Source organism: Ruegeria sp. BB9, from assembly GCF_056539345.1.
Map to the genome: position 1 here is coordinate 244809 of NZ_JBQFUU010000002.1, position 17685 is coordinate 262493.

Here is a 17685-nt window from a genome sequence, read left to right on the forward strand (position 1 = left end):
CGGCCCGCTCAGAACCACTGGCCAGGTTCCATCAGGCCAAGGTCCAGCAACTGGTGCGAGTTCCATTGGAAAGGAACCGAGGACGGGCAGCGGAAACTGGGAATGTCAAAGGTCGATCCCGCGTTGCTTTTCAGCGCTTTGGCGGCGCGGAACGAACAGATTGCGGCCGTCAGGTTGTGATGCCAGGGACAGGCATAGGTGTTGTACTCGGGCTCGTTAAAGGTGTGATCGGGTTGGAGGGTCAGACCCTTGCAGCTTTTGAACAGCGCGATCCGGTCGATCCGGCGCCGTTCATACGGGATGTGATCCTCGAACCGCCAACGCAGGCCACCCGACATATCCAATTGACGCTCCAGCGGTTGTCCCGATCGGTCGTGCCGGGAATGAGCATAATATCCAGTGCTGTCCAGCATCGCATGATCCGGGGCCACGCCGTTGGGATAGGCGGACAGGTCGTCGGCGTAGATGTCGATCACGTGGCAGAGCATCGCGTCGCGCCGCTCCTCGGCGTGAAAGGCCAGCATCTCTGCGACCGTGCGCGTTTCACAGAACGGAAAGAACAGGTATTCCGAGTTGTAGCAGTAGTACAGCCAGATGTTTGGCGCCGCCTGAATGACGCGATTTATGGTGTCGAACACCACGTTTCTGGGCGAGCAGCGCATCGTGACCCGGTGCACCCGGTCCAAGATTTCAGGCAGGATCGAAAACTGGGCCGGTGCAAATACGATCACGGATTTGAACCCCAAGTCCAAGTGATGGCGCAAGGTCCCATCAAGCTCGACATCGTCTTCGGCAAAAACCAATGCGACCGGCCCCTTGGTCAACGCTGCCCGGCCCGATTTCAGAAAGTGGTCGAGGGATTCGTATTTCATTGCCCGCTTGTAGCCTGCCTTGCTGGAAATACCCGTCAAATTCGGGTAATTGCGCCAGCATTGCAAGCGGCGTTCGATGCGTATAGACGACGCCGATCCAGCGAACGCAAAAGGCCCAGCCCATGTCCGAACCGAAAAAGCTGTATATCAAGACCTATGGCTGTCAGATGAACGTCTATGACAGCGAACGCATGTCTGAGGCGTTGGGCGGGCAGGGCTATGTGGAAACGCAGTCGCCCGAAGATGCGGACATGATCCTGCTGAACACCTGCCACATCCGCGAAAAGGCGGCCGAGAAGGTGTATTCCGAACTGGGCCGGTTCAAGGGGTTGAAGGCCGAAAAGCCCGATCTGAAGATCGGCGTGGCCGGTTGTGTGGCGCAGGCCGAGGGCGAAGAGATCATGCGTCGGCAGCCGCTGGTCGATCTGGTCGTCGGCCCGCAAAGCTACCACCGCCTGCCCGAGTTGGAGGCCAAGGCGCGTGCGGGCGAAAAGGCGTTGGATACCGATTTCCCCGAAGAGGACAAGTTCGAGAAACTCAAGAACCGTCCCAAGGCCAAACGCGGCCCGACGGCGTTTCTGACCGTGCAGGAAGGCTGTGACAAGTTTTGCGCCTTCTGCGTCGTACCCTATACTCGTGGGGCCGAGGTCAGCCGCCCCGCCGATCGCATCCTGCGCGAGGCGCAGGACCTGGTTGAGCGCGGCGTGCGCGAGATCACGCTGCTGGGCCAGAACGTCAACGCCTATCACGGGGCCGGCCCCGATGGCGACATGACCTTGGCCGGGTTGATCTGGGAATTGAACAAGATCGACGGGCTGGAACGCATCCGGTTCACCACCTCGCATCCCAACGACATGACCGACGACCTGATCGAGGCGCACGGCACCTGCGAAAAGCTGATGCCCTATCTGCACCTGCCGGTACAGTCCGGCTCGGACAAGATCCTCAAGCGGATGAACCGCAGCCACACCGCCGAAAGCTATCTGCGTCTGATCGAGCGGATCCGCGAGGCGCGCCCCGATATCCTGATGTCGGGCGATTTCATCGTGGGCTTCCCTGAAGAGACCGAAGAGGATTTCCAGGCCACTTTGGATCTGGTCGAGCAGGTCCGCTATGGCTATGCGTATTCGTTCAAGTATTCGACCCGGCCGGGCACGCCTGCGGCCGAGCGTCCGCAGGTCGATCCGCAGGAAGCTGACGACCGTCTGCAACGCTTGCAGGCTCTGATCACCCGGCACCAGCGCGAGATCCAGGATGCGATGGTTGGTCGGACAGTCCGGGTTCTGTTTGAGAAACCCGGGCGTCTGGCCGGACAGATGGTTGGCAAGTCCGAGTATCTGCATGCTGTCCACGTTTCCGGCGCCGATCTTTCGGCGGGAGATCTTCGCAACGTCCGGATCACGGCCTCGGGCGCCAATTCACTGGCCGGCGAGGTGCTGTGACAGGGCCGCGTTTCACCGCTCAAGCAACACTCGTGGCGTTTGTTTCCAAAATTTACCCTTGATTTATCGCTTGGAACTATGGTCGGAGAATAGCCAGATTTCTCGGGGCCGTGTTTCAAGTGGCCTTCGGGCTTTACATCGGCGGGGCTTCGGGTCGCCCGGGCACCGCAATGGAGGGTACGAGTGACACGTCAGGCAGGTATTCGACAAACAGGGGTAGGCTGTGTTCTGGTCGGCCTATTGCTGGCCGCAGGCGCAGGTATTCCCACTCATGCGGGGGATTTGGACGGCGCCGTTTCCGATCCGGTCGTGTTGGGGCCGGAGCGTTACTCCAAAGACGTCAGCGCCTTCTATCTGGGGTTCAGCGCCGGGTATGGATCAGGCGGAACAGACCAGTTCGGGCTGGCCACCAATGCGGGCACCTTTCCCATCGGCAAACTTGACCTGAGCGGTGCTTATGGCGGGATACGGGGCGGTTGGCGCGGTGTGCTGCCTGCGCGTGGCGGGCGCGATTACGTCTACGGGTTTGAGATCGCGTACGATTTCGCTTCGCTGGATGACAGTGCCACGACGCAGATAGGCACCACAACCGTTCAGGGCGGTTCCGAGATATCGGATGTGCTGTCGCTGCGGTTCAAGAACGGACTGACCAACCCCAGCGGTTCGGTTCTGTATTTCGTTACCGTCGGGTTCGTTCAGGGTGAAATCGAAACGACCAACAGCCTGTCCAGCGGCGGCACCACTCAGTCTTTCGCAAGCGATGACCGACGCAACGGATTCGTTGCCAGCATCGGGGCCGAGCATCAGTTGAACGACAATTGGTCCGTCACCGGCGAATTCGAATATGTGCAGTTCCAGTCGAAGGTCGTCGATTTTGGCTCGGGCTTCTCGACCAAGTCCACGCCCAGCTACCAGGGGATTCGCGTCGGGTTGAACTACAAGTTCTGATCCCGCCGGCGGATTCCGGCCTGAGATTTCACCACGCCAGGCCATGAATTCCCTTCCGCCTGACCGATTTGCGATCAGTTGCTCAGATTTTTGATTCTGTGGCTTGCGCCGACCGACTCTTGTTGTCTACGCTTGGGGTGACAACGCCAAGACAGGAGAACGGATTGGCCATCGGTGCCCTTACCCCACCGCAAGATGAAATGCCCGCGAACGAGGCGTTTGTTGAATTCCCCGACAACCGATTGTTGATTGATCTTTGCGGCGAATACGACCGCAACCTGGCCGAGATCGAGCGGAAACTGTCCGTTCAGATCGTGCGCCGCGGCAACCAACTGGTCGTCATGGGCGAAGACGAGCTTCAGAAGCAGGCGATCGAGGTTTTGCAGGCCCTTTACACCCGTCTGGAAGGCGGGCGCGACGTCGAAGCCGCCGACGTTGATCGCGAATTGCGGATGGGCAATTCCGAAGCCGGAACCGGCTCGCGTGATGGCGACCAGCTTGAAATGTTCAAGGGTGGAACTGTCGAAATCAAGACCCGAAAAAAGCTGGTTGAACCCCGCACTGACGCGCAAAAGGCTTATGTGCAGTCGCTGTTCAACAACGAACTCGCCTTTGGCATCGGCCCGGCGGGAACGGGCAAGACCTACCTTGCCGTGGCTGTGGGTGTGTCGATGTTCATCGGCGGGCATGTGGATCGAATCATCCTCAGCCGCCCAGCCGTCGAAGCCGGCGAAAAGCTGGGTTACCTGCCCGGTGATATGAAGGACAAGGTCGATCCGTATATGCAGCCGCTATACGACGCGTTGAATGACTTTCTGCCTGGCAAGCAACTGGCCAAGCTGATTGAGGAAAAGCGGATCGAAATCGCCCCGCTGGCGTTCATGCGCGGGCGGACTCTGGCCAATGCCTTCGTTGTATTGGACGAGGCCCAGAACGCCACGACGATGCAGATGAAGATGTTCCTGACGCGCTTGGGCGAGGGTAGCCGGATGGTGATCACCGGCGACCGGTCGCAGGTGGATCTGCCGCGTGGCGTGGCTTCAGGGCTTGCGGATGCCGAGCGGTTGCTGAAGACGATCCCGAATATCAGCTTCAACTACTTCACATCCAAGGACGTGGTGCGCCATCCGCTTGTCGCAGCGATCATCGAGGCGTATGAGGCCGACTCGGGCCGGGAAACGGGTTGAACCGTCGGACCTGGGCAAATCGGCCTCGGAGCGTCACGAGATGAACTTGGAGATCACGATCGAAGACCCGCGTTGGCAGGGTCTTGAGCCATTGGCGCGCAAGGCCGTGGCCGCGACGCTGGCGCATTGCGGTGTGGATGCCGATTTGTGCGAAGTCAGCGTGCTGGGCTGCGACGACAACCGGATTGCCGAGTTGAATGCTGAATTTCGTGAAAAGCCTTCGCCGACGAATGTGCTGAGCTGGCCAGCTGAGGACCTTGCTGCGGATCAGCCCGGCGGCACACCGCTTGTGCCCCAGCCGGATTTCACGGGTGACATCGCGCTTGGTGACATCGCGATTTCGTATGACACTTGTTGGCGCGAGGCTCAGGAGGCCGGGAAATCCATGGATGACCACGTGACCCATTTGCTGGTTCACGGAGTGTTGCATTTGCTGGGGTATGATCACATTCGTGACCTTGACGCCACTTTGATGGAACGTGCCGAGGTCGAGATACTTGGCAAAATGGGTATTGATGACCCATATAATGGGTAATGTGGGCCTTGGTGCCCGATCTATTGGAACAGGAAAATGGGCGATATTGACGGCAGTTCTGGAGCGGCGCAGAGCGCGCACTCGCAGAGCAGCGATGAAACCAAAGAGAAAAGCGGGCTTTTCTCTCGTATTCTTGATGCTTTTTCTTCCGCCGAGGATGACGCCGAAGTCGTCGTGAACGGGAATGAGGTTGTGACCCCTCAGCCACGCGGCATGATCAATCTGCGGCGCATGCGGGTCGAGGATGTGGCAATCCCTTCCGCTGATATCGTGTCTGTGCCTTCGACCATCACCAAAGAGGAACTGGCCCAGGTCTTCCGGGATAGCGGTCTGTCGCGAGTACCGGTCTATGAGGGTACGCTGGACACGCCGCTGGGCTTTGTCCACCTCAAGGATTTTGCGCTGACGCATGGGTTCAACGGTGGGTCGGCGGAATTTGATCTGATCTCGATGCTCCGCCCGCTGCTGTTCGTCCCACCCTCAATGCCGATCGGTGTTTTGCTGACCAAGATGCAGACCGAGCGCCGCCACATGGCGTTGGTGATCGATGAATATGGCGGCGTCGACGGGCTTGTCACGATCGAAGATCTGATCGAACAGGTCGTCGGAGAAATCGCCGATGAGCATGACGCCGACGAAAATCAGCTGTGGGTGCAAGAAAAGCCCGGGTGCTATATCGTTCAGGCCAAGGCCCCACTTGAAGAATTCGAGGCCGAAATCGGCCGGTCGCTGACCAGTCACGAGGACGTGGACGAGGAAGAGATCGAGACCTTGGGCGGGCTGGTCTTCATGCTGTCGGGGCGGGTTCCAGCTCGCGGTGAGGTGGTTTTGCACCCCGAAGGCCCCGAATTTGAGATTATCGACGCGGATCCGCGGCGCATCAAGCGCCTGCGGGTGATGCTGCCGGATATGGCTGCATGAATCCTGCCTTGCGGTGGCCGCATTGGCTGCACGTGGTACTGGCCGCGATGTTCGGAGCGTTGGCGGCCTTTGGCTTGTCGCCGTTTGGCTATTGGACAATCACCTGCATTGCGCTTGCATCCGTCGCGCCGTTGTTTCTGGCCAGTTCCACGCGCGCTCGCGCGGCGTGGGTGGGCTGGGCTTTCGCAACCGGTTACTTCGCCAATGCCCTGAGCTGGATCATCGAGCCCTTTCAGATCGACGCTGAGCGTTATGCTTGGATGGCCCCTTTTGCGCTGGTGTTCATGGCTGCTGGCTTGGCCCTGTTCTGGGCGTTTGCTTTCTGGTTCGCGCGCGGAACCCGAGAGGTGGGGCCGCGGCAGGCCATCGTTCTGGCCCTGATCCTGTCGCTGGTTGAAATGGCGCGCGGCTATGTTCTGACCGGATTTCCATGGGCGGGAATGGCGCAGATTTGGGTGGACGCCCCGGCCGGGCAACTCCTTGCTTGGGTTGGTCCTTATGGGCTGGGGGCCGCGACCTTTTTGCTGGCCCTGCCCTTGGGCGCTGCTGTCGCCGATCCTCGCAATGGTTCGGCGTTACTTTGGCCCGTCGTGGCAGTTGTCATCTTTGCCGGTTTGGCGCTGGTTCAAGCCAGCAACCGCCCAGAGGTTGCAGAGACCGGTCACATCGTTCGTCTGGTCCAACCCAACGCGCCGCAAGAGCAGAAATGGGACCCGTCTTTTGCCCCGCTGTTTTTTGCTCGACAGATTGAATTCACTGCCGCCGATCCGCGTCCGGACTTGATCGTATGGCCCGAGACGTCGGTTCCGGCTTGGCTGGGCAGTGCGGGTCCCTATCTGGAAGCGATTGCCGAGGCCGCTCGGGGAACGCCCGTCATCCTCGGTATCCAACGCGGAGACGGGCCGCGCATCTACAACTCGATGATCTACCTCGACGAGCAGGGGCGCCAGACCGGCCTGTACGACAAGCATCATTTGGTGCCCTTTGGCGAGTATGTCCCCTTTGGCGATCTGATGGGCAAGTTCGGAATACACGGTATGGCCGCGACCACCGGAAGTGGCTTCAGCGCCGGTCCCGGAGCGGCGATGCTGAACGCCGGCAAGCTGGGTCTGGCGCTGCCGCTGATCTGCTACGAGGCGATCTTTCCGCAGGATGTCTCGGCCGCACCGCAGCGTCCGGATTTCCTTCTGCAGATAACCAATGATGCCTGGTTCGGGACACGTACAGGACCATTCCAGCATCTGGCGCAGGCAAGGATGCGGGCCATCGAACAAGGTCTGCCGCTGGCGCGGTCGGCAAATACCGGTGTTTCGGCGATGGTCGATCCTTATGGCAACGTAGTCGCGTCCCTGCCTTTGGGACAGGCGGGTTTCGTGGATGCTCATCTTCCGGCGCCATTGCCGCCAACACTGTATGCGCGAACCGGCGACGGGCTGACGCTTGGGCTATTGTTGATGCTTCTGCTGCTGTTTCGGCGCAACGTTCGGTTTGGCAGGGCATAATTACCGATTGACCCTCTGTTTCTTCGGGCGTATCCCGTCGAATGCCTGTCACAACGGCTTCCTGGCGTGACGGGGAAATCTTAATGGAGCGCTTTCATGTCCCGACAGAACTACATTTTCACTTCGGAATCCGTTTCCGAAGGGCATCCCGACAAGGTGTGCGACCGAATTTCAGATGCGGTCCTGGATGCCTTTCTGAATGAAGAGCCCGAAGCGCGCGTCGCGTGCGAAACCTTTGCCACCACTGATCGGGTGGTCATCGGCGGCGAGGTCGGTCTGTCGGATCAGGAAAAGCTGCACGACTACATGGGCAAGATCGAAGAGATCGCCCGCGCTTGCATCAAGGACATCGGTTACGAGCAGGACAAGTTCCACCACGAAACGGTCGAGGTGACGAACCTGCTGCACGAGCAGTCGGCGCACATCGCCCAAGGGGTCGATGCGTCTGCTGACAAGGATGAAGGCGCCGGTGACCAGGGCATCATGTTTGGATATGCCACCACCGAAACCCCGGCCCTGATGCCGGCTCCGATCCAATACGCGCACGCCATCCTGCGCCGTCTGGCGGAAGTGCGCAAGAACGGGTCTGAACCCGCTCTGGGTCCCGATGCCAAATCGCAGTTGTCGGTGATCTACCGTGACGGGCGGCCAGTCGGTGTCAGTTCGGTCGTGCTGTCCACCCAGCATCTGGATGAGGCGCTGACCTCGGACGATATTCGCCAGATCGTCGAGCCCTACATCCGCGAGTCTCTGCCCGACGGCTGGCTGAGCGACCAGACGGAATGGCATGTGAACCCAACCGGCAAGTTCGTCATCGGCGGACCTGACGGGGATGCTGGCCTGACCGGGCGCAAGATCATCGTCGATACATATGGCGGCGCGGCTCCGCACGGCGGCGGGGCGTTCTCGGGCAAGGACCCGACCAAGGTCGACCGGTCGGCGGCCTATGCCGCGCGGTATCTGGCCAAGAACGTCGTGGCCGCCGGCATGGCCGAGCGTTGCACGATCCAGCTGAGCTATGCGATTGGCGTTTCCAAGCCGTTGTCGATCTACGCCGACACCCATGGCACAGGACAGGTTGCCGACGCCGAGATCGAGAAGGCGGTCGGACAGGTGATGGACCTGACCCCGCGCGGCATCCGCGAACACCTGCAACTGAACAAGCCGATCTACCAGCGCACCGCGGCCTATGGGCATTTCGGTCGCGAACCGGGTGCGGACGGCGGCTTCAGTTGGGAGCGGACCGATCTGGTTGAGGCCTTGAAAAAGGCTGTCTGAGCCGGCATCGGGAACCAAACACGGCAAGGCGCGTCCGATTTGGCGGGCCTTTTCCGTTTCGAAGGTCGCCTCTCCGACACAGCCCGACCCTTGCAACGCCAACGCCGCCGCAGTAAGGGCACCGGCATGAGCACCCAGTCACCCGAACGCCCCCGCAGAAACTTCTATGGCCGCTTCAAGGGCAAGACCCTGAAGCCCAGCCAAAAGACCTATCTGTCCGAGGACCTGGCCGCCCTGTCGCCCGGCGCGGTGGATTGGGACAGCAACCCCGACCGCACCCCGATCGACCTGAACGCGCTGTTCGACGGCAAGCCGGTATGGCTCGAGGTCGGGTTCGGCGGCGGCGAGCATCTGGTGCATCAGGCGCAGCAGAACCCCGATATCGGTATCATCGGCGCCGAGCCGTTCATCAACGGCGTGGCCATGCTATTGGGCAAGATCCGCCGGGCCGAAGTGACCAACCTGGCGGTGCATCCCGGCGATGTGCGCGACCTGTTCGACGTGCTGCCCGATGCCAGCATCTCGCGCGCGTTTCTGCTCTATCCCGATCCGTGGCCCAAAAAGCGGCACCACCGCCGCCGCTTCGTGACGCCCGAGCACCTGGAACCCTTGGCACGTGTGTTGAAACCCGGCGCGATTTTCCGCGTGGCGACCGACATCCCGGACTACGTCCGCCAGACGCTCGAGGAGGTACCCGGCGCCGGTTTCGAATGGCTGGCCGAGGGGCCCGAAGATTGGCGCAAGCCGTGGGATGACTGGATTTCCACCCGCTACGAGCAGAAGGCCCTGCGTGAAGGCCGCACGCCGCACTACCTGACCTTCCGCCGCAACGGGTGATTGCGGCTGGACGCTGCGGCGCCAATTCGCTAATCGGCAGGGGCACTGATAGCGCAAAAGGAGCCCTCATGTCCGGACACGGCACGCCCATCCCGATGACCTCGCATCCCTGCGGCCCGCTGACCGGCACGGCCGAAGTGCCGGGTGACAAGTCGATTTCGCACCGCTCTCTGATCCTTGGGGCGATGGCCGTGGGCGAGACCCGGATCTCGGGCCTGCTGGAAGGCGAAGACGTTCTGGACACCGCCAAGGCGATGCGCGCCTTCGGGGCCGAGGTGATCTCGCACGGGAATGGCGAATGGACGGTGCATGGCGTCGGCGTGGGCGGTTTTGCCGAGCCGGATCATGTGATCGACTGCGGCAACTCGGGCACGGGCGTGCGCCTGATCATGGGCGCGATGGCGACCAGCCCGATCAGCGCGACCTTCACCGGCGACGCCAGCCTGAACAAACGCCCGATGGCGCGGGTGACCGATCCGTTGGCCCTGTTCGGGGCACAGGCCGTGGGCCGTTCGGGCGGGCGTCTGCCCATGACCATCGTCGGCGCGGCCGATCCGGTGCCGGTCTGGTACGAAGTGCCTGTGCCTTCGGCCCAGGTGAAATCTGCCGTTCTGCTGGCCGGCCTGAACGCGCCCGGCAAGACCGTGGTGATCGAGAAGGAAGCCACCCGTGACCATTCCGAACGAATGCTGGCCGGGTTCGGCGCCGAAATCACCGTCGAGGACACCGACGAAGGCCGGGTCATCACATTGACCGGCCGGCCTGAGTTGAAACCGCAGGTGATCGCCGTGCCGCGCGATCCCTCCAGCGCGGCCTTCCCGGTCTGCGCGGCGCTGATCACGCCGGGATCGGACGTTTTGGTGCCGGGCATCGGCCTGAACCCCACGCGCGCCGGCCTGTTCACCACGCTGCGTGAGATGGGTGCCGATCTGACCTATGAGAACATGCGCGAGGAAGGCGGCGAGCCGGTCGCCGACCTGCGCGCGCGTTACTCGCCCGACATGAAGGGCATCGACGTCCCGCCCGAACGCGCGGCTTCGATGATCGACGAATATCCGGTGCTGTCGGTGGTTGCGGCCAACGCCACCGGTAAGACGATGATGGGCGGCGTCAAGGAACTGCGCGTCAAGGAAAGCGACCGCATCGACGCCATGGCGCGTGGCTTGCGGGCCAACGGCGTCACGGTTGACGAGGGCGATGACTGGTGGTCGGTCGACGGGCTGGGCATCGGCGGCGTTCCCGGCGGCGGCACCTGCGAAAGCTTTCTGGACCATCGCATCGCCATGTCGTTCATGGTGATGGGCATGGGCGCGCAACAGGCGGTCTCGGTCGATGACGGCAGCCCCATCGCGACCTCGTTCCCGATCTTCGAGCCGTTGATGAAGGGCCTGGGTGCCAAGGTCGAGCGCACATGAGCTTTACCGTCGCCATCGACGGCCCGGCCGCTGCGGGCAAGGGCACGATCTCCAAGGCCGTGGCTGCGCATTTCGGTCTGGCGCATCTGGATACGGGGCTTCTCTATCGCGCGGTCGGCCGACGCACGTTGGACGGCACCGACCCGGTCGAGGCGGCGCGGTCCCTCACGGCCGAGGAGTTGGAGCAGGGCGACCTGCGCACCGCCGAAATCGCGCAGGCGGCGTCGAAAGTGGCGGTGATCCCCGAGGTGCGCGCAGCTCTGGTCGATTTCCAGCGCAGCTTTGCCCGGCGGGCCGGCGGCGCGGTGCTGGACGGGCGGGACATCGGCACGGTGATCTGCCCCGAGGCCGAGGTGAAGCTGTTCGTCACCGCCAGCCCCGAAGTGCGCGCCGAGCGACGCTATCTGGAACTGGCAGACAAAAGCGCGGATGTAACCCGCGCGCAGGTTCTGGCCGATGTCCGCGAGCGCGACGCGCGGGACGCCGAGCGCAACACGGCCCCGATGAAACCGGCCTACGATGCCGTAATTCTGGACACTTCGGACCTGAGCATCGAGGCCGCGCTGGAAAAGGCGGTCGCGGTTATTCAAGGAAAGCTGCCCGCGGCAAGGTGAGACCGCGGACAGCGCTTGGCGACAGTCCGATTACAGTTCGCCGACCGCAATCGACTTGATATTCGCCCACTGGTCATCCGCAGTCTTGGCGGTGCCGGACACGTCTTCGAGGAACTTGGCGCGAGTTGCCGCGTTCAGAAACAGGAACAGCTTGCCATCGGCCAGCAGGTACTGATCCGGATCGCCATCGAACTTCTTGCCCACGGAAACACCATACGAGCAGAAGCCGCCGTGCTGCGGCAGGTATGCTTCGGGGTTGGCCTCGAAAGCTTCGCGGTTCTCGGCCGAGGTGAAGTAGTATGACGCGCCGTCATAGGTGGCCGAATGCGTGGCGAACCCTTCGACCGGGTTGCCGTCGGTGACCAGCGCAACCAGATCGACCCCGTGAGCAGCCAGCGGCGCACCGCCGGCCGAGATCCCGTTCGAAACATTGATCTCATCCGCCGCAAAAGCCGGTGCGGCGATCATCGGCAGGACGGCGACAAGGGCGCTGAGTACAACAGATTTCATTGTGTGTTCCTTTCGTGTTCAGTTGTGGCCGGCACGCGCGCCGACCCGTGTTGAACAGATAAATGCGGGCGTGCGGACGCGTAATCGCAGGGCGAACGGAAAACCTTGCAGATCGTTCGCACTTGCCGGGAGTCTGCCAAACCGGCTCACCAAGCTGTGTTTGGCCAGTTGATCAGTCCCCGCTTAGGCTGAACGCGTCTATGGTTGAGAGAACGGATGATCCGATTTGCCCTGATTTGGATTTTGTTGGCCGGCCATGCGTTGGCACAGGAAGCCGAGCCACCGATGACCTACGAGAGACTGGGCAAGATCATCTTTGCCCTCGACCCCGATGCCGAGCCGCAGGGTCCGGGCATTACCATGACGATTTCGGATGTTCCGGTGCTGGTTGTTAGTGATGTGCATGCCGACCGGATGCGGGCAATGGTTGCGATCAGCGGCACCTCAGAGCTTTCGGCCGAAGACTTGCAGCGCATGATGCAGGCCAATTTCGACAGTACGCTGGACGCGCGCTATGCGATCGCCAATGGTACCTTGTGGGCCGTGTTCATCCACCCGCTGTCACGGCTGAACAAGGATCAACTGATCTCGGGCCTGGCGCAGACCGTCAATATCGCCCTGACCTATGGCACTCTCTATTCCGGGGGTGCGGCCGAGTTCGGCGGTGGCGACAGCCATGACCTGCAACGCGAACTGATCGACGATCTTCTGAAGAAAGGCGAGGACATCTGAGGCTGCCTCGGAAGGTTCAACCGTCATCGCTGTCCGTTCAGTGCAAGGGAAGCAGGTCGTGACCATACGTTGCTTTGGCAAAGGCGCCCGTTTGGGCCTACTTGATGCCGCCATTGGCCCTAGCTGGATGCCTGAAAGCTGCTATAGTTTCCCTCAGCGATAAGGGGAGGTCGCCACCGAGGCCCGGAAAAACGGGCAGGCGGCCGCATAATCCTCACAGCCAACAGGGACAGAACAACATGAATAATCGTTTGCAAAAAATCACCATCGTGGGTGGCGGTACGGCCGGCTGGATGACGGCGCTGCTTCTCGAGATGGTGTTTTCGCGCACTTCAGCACCCAAGGATCGTCCGCGGATCTGCCTGATCGAAAGCCCGAACATCGCCACGGTCGGCGTTGGTGAAGCGACCGTGCCACGTATGCCGGTCACGCTCCGTCAGGCTGGAATTTCAGAGCGAGATTTTTTCCGCGAAACCAATGCGTCGTTCAAGCTGGGCGTCAAATTCTGCAACTGGAACAAAGACGCAAAGGGAAAGCGCATCGACTATGTGAACCCATTTGCCCATGGCCAGATGCTGGAAGGACTCGAGGCCGCCGAATACTTCCTTCGGTTTGGCAACGGGGACCGGGATTTCACTCAGTCCATCTCGCCGCATGATGATCTGGCCCGGCTGTGCAAAGGCGCGCGGCTTCTGGGGCAACCCGAATTCGAGCAGCGGTTCGGTTATGCCTATCACTTGGACGCAGTAAAATTCGCAGGCATGTTGACCAGGGTCTGTACACAGCGTGGCGTCGAACATATCCGCGACGAGGTTCAGTCGGTCGAGTTGAATGAACAGGGCAATGTCAGCCACCTGATGCTTGAGCGCGCAGGCCGCCACGATATTGAAATGGTCGTGGACTGCACCGGTTTCCGCGGCCTGATCATCAATCAGGCGCTGGGCGAGCCGTTCATGGATTATTCGGATTATCTGCCGAACGACCGTGCCATGGCGTTGCAGATCGAGCACCCCAATCCCCGGAAGATCGAAAGCGTCACACGATCCACTGCACTTGGCGCTGGTTGGACTTGGCGCGTGCCTCTCTACAACCGAGTGGGCACGGGATACGTGTATTCATCCGCGCACCGGACCGATGATCAGGCGGCGGACGAATATCTGGAGTGGCTGGGTGACAGCGGCAAAGGCGCGACGCCGCGGGTGATCCCTATGCGGATCGGGCGCGTCCGTAACGCGTGGGTCAAGAACTGCGTTGCAATCGGGCTGGCCGGTGGGTTCATCGAGCCGCTGGAAAGCACTGCGATCCATATGGTCGACCATGCCGTACGCTGGTTCGCCGAGCATCTGCCGACCCGCGATATCGAACCCTCGCTTAGGGATAGATACAATCGTCAGATGAACAAGCTCTATGACGAGGTGCTGGATTTCATTTGCCTGCATTACAAGCTGAACAATCGTACCGATGATCAATACTGGATCGACGCGCGGACCGAGATGAAGGTGCCGGACAGGCTGGCTGAAAACCTCGAGCTTTGGAAGAACCGCCTTCCGATGCAGCACGATGTCGAGTTTGCAACGCTGTTTGACCATCGCGTCTATCAGACGGTTCTGCTGGGCAAGCAGGTCTATGATACGGGGTATGGCACTGGAATTCGTGATCGCATTCGACCATTGCGGAAGGACATCTGGTTCCAATGGTGGAAGGGCGCGAAAGTGGACCTTGCGCAGATCCTGAAAGCGATGCCGGATCACAAAACCCTTCTGCGCGACATTCGCGGAGAGCTCAAGCAACCCACCTTTGCGATGGCCAAGGCGGCACAGCCGACCGTTCCGATGCCGGGTGCCGCGCCCGAACCGGTGGTCATCCAGAACATGCCGAACCTGGCCGAGATTCAAAGCGGCAAGAAAGACCTGCAACTGTTCTAGGTCTCTCGGCTTCGGCTGATATTGAGAGCTTCGAAATGGTTGAGGGCAGGGTTGCAGAACCCTGCCTTTTTTGACCTCAATCCGGGGTTGCGCAACAAAAGTATGTTACGTAATAACATACCATATCAGTTGGGACGTTTCCCCAACCCATTCCATCCGGTCCAGTTCCCGCTCTGAAAACTCGCATTGGTACAGTCGATGCCCATGACCAATCAAAGACGCAATCTGCGCAGCCGCCTGAACCGCCGGAGACGGCAACGCCCCGCGATGCAGGCCTATGACACCCTTCCGCCTCAGTTGCGTCAGTGGCTTGCGAATGCCTGTTTGCCGTGGAGTCCGAACTCGGCCCTCAAGATTTGGAAGGCAGCCGGTGGGGCAAAGGCCCCGGCCGACGCTCTGGCACGTTTGAATGCGATCGAGCAGGCCATGCTGCTGAGGGATGCCCGGATTTGGGAGGAGTAGCTGGCCCGGAAAACGCAAGCGGAATCCCGCGTCGGCTTGCAACAAGGGCCTTTATGCTTGCGCTGCGCCCAGAATCCGCCTATACGCGCGCTGTCTGAACAAGGGCGGTCAACGCCCGGACGACGTATCTGAGCAGGGCCGGGTTTCCTCGGCCCTTTGTGTTTGTTTAGCCAGATGCGCACCGGGTCACGCCAGAGGACATCATGAAACAAGACCGGCGGAGACAACCGCTCGGCCAGCAAAAACGTTATGTAAAGGAAAACAACGCCACATGGCTAACGCATCCATGGAGGAATTCGAAGCCCTCCTGAACGAAAGCTTCGAAATGGACACCCCCGAAGAGGGTTCGGTTGTCAAAGGCAAGGTCATCGCGATCGAAGCGGGCCAGGCCATCATCGACGTAGGCTACAAGATGGAAGGCCGTGTCGATCTGAAAGAATTCGCAAATCCCGGCGAAGCTCCTGAAATCGCTGTTGGCGACGAGGTCGAAGTCTACCTGCGCGCCGCAGAAAACGCCCGTGGCGAAGCCGTCATCTCGCGCGAGATGGCCCGCCGTGAAGAGGCATGGGACCGTCTGGAAAAAGCATATGCCGACGACCAACGCGTCGAAGGTGCAATCTTTGGTCGCGTCAAAGGTGGCTTCACCGTGGACCTGGGTGGCGCAGTTGCGTTCCTGCCCGGCAGCCAGGTTGACGTTCGCCCCGTGCGCGACGCTGGCCCGCTGATGGGTCTGAAGCAGCCGTTCCAGATCCTGAAAATGGACCGCCGCCGTGGCAACATCGTTGTCTCGCGTCGTGCAATTCTGGAAGAATCGCGTGCCGAACAGCGTGCCGAGGTCATCGGCAACCTGTCCGAAGGTCAGACCGTCGAGGGTGTCGTCAAGAACATCACCGAATACGGTGCATTCGTTGACCTGGGCGGCGTTGACGGCCTGCTGCACGTCACGGACATGGCATGGCGCCGCGTGAACCACCCGTCCGAGATCCTGACGATCGGCGAAACCATCAAGGTTCAGGTTATCAAGATCAACAAGGAAACCCACCGCATCAGCCTGGGCATGAAGCAGCTGCAGGAAGATCCGTGGGATCTGGTTGGCGCCAAGTACCCGCTGGGTTCGGTGCACAAGGGTCGCGTCACCAACATCACCGACTACGGCGCGTTCGTCGAGCTGGAGCCCGGTGTCGAAGGTCTGGTGCACGTGTCCGAGATGTCTTGGACCAAGAAAAACGTCCACCCCGGCAAGATCGTTTCGACCAGCCAGGAAGTCGACGTCATGGTTCTGGAAATCGACGGCGCCAAGCGTCGCGTGTCTCTGGGCCTCAAGCAGACCCAGCGCAACCCGTGGGAAGTGTTTGCAGAAACGCACCCCGAGGGCACGCAGGTCGAAGGCGAAGTCAAGAACATCACCGAATTCGGTCTGTTCATCGGCCTGGAAGGTGACATCGACGGCATGGTTCACCTGTCCGACCTGTCGTGGGACGAGCGTGGCGAAGATGCCATCCAGAACTACCGCAAGGGCGACGTCGTTCAGGCGGTTGTCTCGGAAGTTGATGTTGAAAAAGAGCGGATCTCGCTGTCGATCAAAGCCCTGGGCGGTGACAAGTTCGCCGAAGCCGTGGGCGGCGTGAAGCGTGGCTCGGTCATCACCGTCGAAGTGACCGCGATCGAAGATGGCGGCATCGAGGTGGAGTACGAAGGCATGAAGTCCTTCATCCGCCGTTCGGACCTGAGCCGCGACCGTGCCGAACAGCGCCCCGAGCGTTTCTCGGTCGGTGACAAGGTCGATGTCCGCGTGACCAACGTCGACAGCAAGACTCGCCGTCTGGGCCTGTCGATCAAGGCGCGCGAAATCGCCGAAGAGAAAGAGGCCGTTCAACAGTACGGTTCGTCGGACTCGGGCGCATCGCTGGGCGACATTCTTGGCGCAGCGCTGAAGTCCGGCGACTAAGCCAGACTTGCAGTTTTGAACACTCAGACGGCCCCGTTCATCCCGAGCGGGGCCGTTTCTTTTGCGAATCAATGTGTTCCGGTTTTGCGAGTTATTCGGCGATAGGTGCAGGCATGAACTGCCGGATTCGCGTTTGTACACGCGAATTTCCGGTGCTTTCTTGGAAAATGCACCCCGGACACACAGAGTTTACATTCCACCCGGCACCGTTTTTTCCTATACTGGCCAAACCAGTAGACGAGATGACACGGTGACCTGGGAGGGTAGCACGCATGATCCGTTCAGAACTGATTCAGAAAATCGCCGACGAAAATCCACATCTGTACCAACGTGATGTCGAGCGGATCGTGAATACCGTATTCGAGGAAGTCACAGACGCGATGGCGCGCGGTGACCGTGTCGAACTGCGGGGCTTCGGAGCGTTTTCGGTCAAGAAACGGGATGCGCGCGTCGGCCGGAACCCTCGCACTGGCGAGACGGTTCAGGTCGAAGAAAAGTGCGTGCCGTTTTTCAAGACCGGCAAGTTGCTAAGGGATCGTTTGAACGGTAAAGCGTGA

The 17685-nt window shown here is 60.7% G+C and carries 17 protein-coding genes and 1 riboswitch; of the genes, 15 read left to right on the forward strand and 2 right to left on the reverse strand.

Annotation, left to right across the window (positions count from 1 at the left end):
• Positions 1-8: 8 nt before the first annotated feature.
• On the reverse strand, positions 9-872 hold the full coding sequence (locus ACR0FC_RS08585) for a glycosyltransferase family 2 protein (protein WP_170339870.1): 864 nt from the start codon (positions 870-872) through the stop codon (positions 9-11).
• 122 nt (positions 873-994) lie between these two features.
• Between ACR0FC_RS08585 and miaB the strand changes: the two genes are divergently transcribed.
• The 10 genes from miaB to ACR0FC_RS08635 all read left to right on the forward strand — a co-directional run bounded on the left by miaB (position 995) and on the right by ACR0FC_RS08635 (position 11551).
• On the forward strand, positions 995-2314 hold the full coding sequence (miaB, locus tag ACR0FC_RS08590; RefSeq protein WP_170339872.1) for a tRNA (N6-isopentenyl adenosine(37)-C2)-methylthiotransferase MiaB: 1320 nt from the start codon (positions 995-997) through the stop codon (positions 2312-2314).
• A 183-nt stretch (positions 2315-2497) separates the two neighbouring features.
• Entirely contained in the window at positions 2498-3262 is a 765-nt protein-coding gene (locus tag ACR0FC_RS08595; RefSeq protein ID WP_170339874.1) for an outer membrane protein, read from the forward strand.
• 164 nt (positions 3263-3426) lie between these two features.
• Positions 3427-4449: a PhoH family protein gene (locus ACR0FC_RS08600; protein WP_093964591.1), complete on the forward strand. Its 1023-nt coding sequence runs from the start codon at positions 3427-3429 to the stop codon at positions 4447-4449.
• Positions 4450-4489: 40 nt separating this feature from the next.
• Complete coding sequence (gene ybeY, locus ACR0FC_RS08605; RefSeq protein WP_170339884.1) at positions 4490-4984, forward strand: rRNA maturation RNase YbeY; 495 nt, start codon at positions 4490-4492, stop codon at positions 4982-4984.
• A 36-nt stretch (positions 4985-5020) separates the two neighbouring features.
• Positions 5021-5905: a hemolysin family protein gene (locus ACR0FC_RS08610; RefSeq protein ID WP_093964592.1), complete on the forward strand. Its 885-nt coding sequence runs from the start codon at positions 5021-5023 to the stop codon at positions 5903-5905.
• The gene (gene lnt / locus ACR0FC_RS08615; RefSeq protein WP_170339885.1) at positions 5902-7407 is read left to right on the forward strand and encodes an apolipoprotein N-acyltransferase; all 1506 of its coding nucleotides are present in this window, start codon (positions 5902-5904) and stop codon (positions 7405-7407) included. The genes ACR0FC_RS08610 and lnt overlap by 4 nt, the downstream gene beginning before the upstream one ends.
• A gap of 42 nt (positions 7408-7449) precedes the next feature.
• Positions 7450-7498: riboswitch (SAM-SAH riboswitch) on the forward strand.
• Between the two features lie 5 nt (positions 7499-7503).
• Positions 7504-8685: a methionine adenosyltransferase gene (gene metK, locus ACR0FC_RS08620; protein ID WP_093964594.1), complete on the forward strand. Its 1182-nt coding sequence runs from the start codon at positions 7504-7506 to the stop codon at positions 8683-8685.
• 126 nt (positions 8686-8811) lie between these two features.
• Complete coding sequence (gene trmB / locus ACR0FC_RS08625) at positions 8812-9522, forward strand: tRNA (guanosine(46)-N7)-methyltransferase TrmB (RefSeq protein WP_170339887.1); 711 nt, start codon at positions 8812-8814, stop codon at positions 9520-9522.
• 68 nt (positions 9523-9590) lie between these two features.
• Positions 9591-10937, forward strand: a complete 1347-nt coding sequence (aroA, locus tag ACR0FC_RS08630) for a 3-phosphoshikimate 1-carboxyvinyltransferase (RefSeq protein ID WP_170339889.1) — start codon at positions 9591-9593, stop codon at positions 10935-10937.
• Positions 10934-11551, forward strand: a complete 618-nt coding sequence (locus ACR0FC_RS08635) for a (d)CMP kinase (protein WP_170339891.1) — start codon at positions 10934-10936, stop codon at positions 11549-11551. Before aroA ends, ACR0FC_RS08635 begins: the two co-directional genes overlap by 4 nt.
• Positions 11552-11581: 30 nt before the next feature.
• Here the strand turns inward: ACR0FC_RS08635 and ACR0FC_RS08640 are convergent, their stop codons facing one another.
• The gene (locus ACR0FC_RS08640; protein ID WP_170339893.1) at positions 11582-12061 is read right to left on the reverse strand and encodes a YHS domain-containing (seleno)protein; all 480 of its coding nucleotides are present in this window, start codon (positions 12059-12061) and stop codon (positions 11582-11584) included.
• Between the two features lie 216 nt (positions 12062-12277).
• On the opposite strand from ACR0FC_RS08640, the gene ACR0FC_RS08645 reads away from it, so the two are divergent.
• From ACR0FC_RS08645 to ihfB, 5 genes are all read left to right on the forward strand, one after another.
• Entirely contained in the window at positions 12278-12793 is a 516-nt protein-coding gene (locus ACR0FC_RS08645) for a hypothetical protein (RefSeq protein ID WP_170339895.1), read from the forward strand.
• 239 nt (positions 12794-13032) lie between these two features.
• On the forward strand, positions 13033-14718 hold the full coding sequence (locus ACR0FC_RS08650; protein WP_170339897.1) for a tryptophan halogenase family protein: 1686 nt from the start codon (positions 13033-13035) through the stop codon (positions 14716-14718).
• Between the two features lie 204 nt (positions 14719-14922).
• Complete coding sequence (locus ACR0FC_RS08655) at positions 14923-15180, forward strand: DUF6525 family protein (RefSeq protein ID WP_244952315.1); 258 nt, start codon at positions 14923-14925, stop codon at positions 15178-15180.
• 271 nt (positions 15181-15451) lie between these two features.
• Positions 15452-17128: a 30S ribosomal protein S1 gene (rpsA, locus tag ACR0FC_RS08660; RefSeq protein ID WP_093964601.1), complete on the forward strand. Its 1677-nt coding sequence runs from the start codon at positions 15452-15454 to the stop codon at positions 17126-17128.
• Between the two features lie 272 nt (positions 17129-17400).
• Positions 17401-17685, forward strand: coding sequence for an integration host factor subunit beta (gene ihfB / locus ACR0FC_RS08665; RefSeq protein WP_050603110.1), 285 nt, complete (start codon positions 17401-17403; stop codon positions 17683-17685).

Coding starts and splice junctions, on each gene's coding strand:
- ACR0FC_RS08650 (WP_170339897.1), top strand. CDS start 13,033: ATGAATAATCGTTTGCAAAAAATCACCATCGTGGGTGGCGGTACGGCC.
- ACR0FC_RS08610 (WP_093964592.1), top strand. CDS start 5,021: ATGGGCGATATTGACGGCAGTTCTGGAGCGGCGCAGAGCGCGCACTCG.
- ihfB (WP_050603110.1), top strand. CDS start 17,401: ATGATCCGTTCAGAACTGATTCAGAAAATCGCCGACGAAAATCCACAT.
- ACR0FC_RS08585 (WP_170339870.1), bottom strand. CDS start 872: ATGAAATACGAATCCCTCGACCACTTTCTGAAATCGGGCCGGGCAGCG.
- aroA (WP_170339889.1), top strand. CDS start 9,591: ATGTCCGGACACGGCACGCCCATCCCGATGACCTCGCATCCCTGCGGC.
- ACR0FC_RS08655 (WP_244952315.1), top strand. CDS start 14,923: ATGACCAATCAAAGACGCAATCTGCGCAGCCGCCTGAACCGCCGGAGA.
- ACR0FC_RS08640 (WP_170339893.1), bottom strand. CDS start 12,061: ATGAAATCTGTTGTACTCAGCGCCCTTGTCGCCGTCCTGCCGATGATC.
- rpsA (WP_093964601.1), top strand. CDS start 15,452: ATGGCTAACGCATCCATGGAGGAATTCGAAGCCCTCCTGAACGAAAGC.
- ACR0FC_RS08635 (WP_170339891.1), top strand. CDS start 10,934: ATGAGCTTTACCGTCGCCATCGACGGCCCGGCCGCTGCGGGCAAGGGC.
- metK (WP_093964594.1), top strand. CDS start 7,504: ATGTCCCGACAGAACTACATTTTCACTTCGGAATCCGTTTCCGAAGGG.
- trmB (WP_170339887.1), top strand. CDS start 8,812: ATGAGCACCCAGTCACCCGAACGCCCCCGCAGAAACTTCTATGGCCGC.
- ybeY (WP_170339884.1), top strand. CDS start 4,490: ATGAACTTGGAGATCACGATCGAAGACCCGCGTTGGCAGGGTCTTGAG.
- ACR0FC_RS08645 (WP_170339895.1), top strand. CDS start 12,278: ATGATCCGATTTGCCCTGATTTGGATTTTGTTGGCCGGCCATGCGTTG.
- miaB (WP_170339872.1), top strand. CDS start 995: ATGTCCGAACCGAAAAAGCTGTATATCAAGACCTATGGCTGTCAGATG.
- lnt (WP_170339885.1), top strand. CDS start 5,902: ATGAATCCTGCCTTGCGGTGGCCGCATTGGCTGCACGTGGTACTGGCC.